Raw genomic sequence first — 2,016 nt, forward strand, 5'->3', positions numbered from 1 at the left:
ACTCCCCCACTCCCCCACTTCTTTTTTCTCTCGTGACAATGAATTAGCCCTGCCTTTCAAAGGGGGGTTTGGGGGGGATTAAAACGTCAAGTATTTCAACAGAAAATACTGATAACTGATAACTGATAACTGTTCACTGAAACATTACTCCACAGTCACCGACTTCGCTAAATTTCGAGGTTGATCCACATCCAAACCACGATGAGCAGCAATATGATAAGCTAACAACTGCAAAGGAATAACAGTCAACATCGGAGACAACAACTCATCCACCGCAGGCACTGCCAAAACATGATCAAACACATCCGCTTCCGTACTTTCAGGAGTCACCCCAATTAACTTTGCATCCCTCGCCTTAGCTTCCTGAGCATTAGAAAGCACCTTTTCATATACTAAACCAGGCATAGCGATCGCAACTACAGGAACTTTATCATCCAACAAAGCGATCGGACCATGTTTCATCTCACCAGCAGGATATCCTTCCGCATGAATATAACTAATTTCTTTCAATTTGAGAGCACCTTCTAAAGCAATTGGATAATTAATTCCTCTACCCACAAATATAAAATCTTGAGTATCATTAAACTGGTGAGCAAAATCTTCTATTTGGTTATCTTGAGTCTCTAATATCTGTTCCATTTGTGCAGGTATCTGTCGCAAACCATTAACAATTTCTGCAATTTTTTTCCCAGATAAATATTGTTTTTGCCAGCCTAATTCGAGAGCTAAGAAATAAAATGCTATTACCTGTGCCACAAATGTTTTAGTAGCTGCCACACCAATTTCAATATCTGCCCGAATATCAATAATTTGATTTACTAAATTAGCAATAGAACTTTCACTGCGATTGGTAATTCCTAGCATCCTTGATGAAAATTCGGCTGGTTTATCTAAACGCCGCTGTTGTTCCATTGCCAAAGTTGCTAAAGTATCTGCGGTTTCTCCAGATTGAGTAACACCAATTATCAGAGTGTTTTTTCTCAGAGGAGAAGGTGCATAACGAGCTTCAGAAGCATAATTAACTGTAGTAGAAATTCCAGCTAATTGTTCTAATAAATATTTCCCAATTAAACTAGCGTGCCAACTCGTACCACAGGCAAATATTTCAACTTGTTCTAAATCTTGATATAGAGCAGGGGATAACTCTAAATTCGTCGGAGAAATCTGATTATTATTAATATCCCAATTACTATTAATATAAGCGTCTAAACAACCCCGGACAACATTTGGTTGCTCGTGAATTTCCTTGAGCATAAAATGTTTAAAAATATGCTTCTCAACTAAAGTCGGACTCCAGTTAAGAATGCGGGGGACTTTATTCAAGCGATCGCCTGCAAAGTTATAAATTTCTACCCCCAGAGGTGTTAAACGAGCTATTTCACCATTTTCTAAAGTGACAACAACTTGAGTATGAGATACAAGAGCAGGAGTATCAGAAGCACAGAAAAATTCTCCTTGCCCTAAACCAACAGATATAGGAGCTTGTTGTCTAGCAACAATAAGTTCATTGGGATAGTCTGCACAAACAACAGCGATCGCAAATGCTCCATCCAGTTTATTCACTGTCTGACGCACAGCTTCTAAAAATGCTTCCCTTTTACCTTCAGTAAAATTAGATAAAAATTCTGCGATCGAGTTGGGGATAACTTCCGTATCAGTATCAGAAATAAATTTATGTCCCCGCTCTTCTAATTCTTTGCGTAACTCCCGGTAATTTTCAACAATTCCATTTTGAACTACTGCCACTCGCCCAGTATCATCAGTATGAGGATGAGCATTATATTCTTCCGGTTTGCCATGAGTCGCCCAACGAGTGTGACCAATACCAATATTCGCTGGTGTTTCCATTCCGGCCAATTTTTCCCGCAGGTTGTGTAGTTTACCCTTAGCGCGGACAGATTTAATTTGCCCCTCCCAAACAGTGGCCAATCCGGCAGAATCATAACCCCGATATTCTAGTTTTTCTAGTCCAGATAGTAAAATTTCTGTAGCTGACTGCGTACCAATATAACCAAC

The 2,016-nt window shown here is 39.5% G+C and carries 1 protein-coding gene; it reads right to left on the minus strand.

What is annotated here, in order from left to right; translation table 11 throughout:
• Positions 1 to 144: 144 nt before the first annotated feature.
• A partial coding sequence (glmS, locus tag AC3DU7_RS32365) for a glutamine--fructose-6-phosphate transaminase (isomerizing) (RefSeq protein WP_488043322.1) occupies positions 145 to 2,016 on the minus strand: 1,872 nt, incomplete at its 5' end.

It is taken from the genome of Okeania sp. (assembly GCF_983059655.1).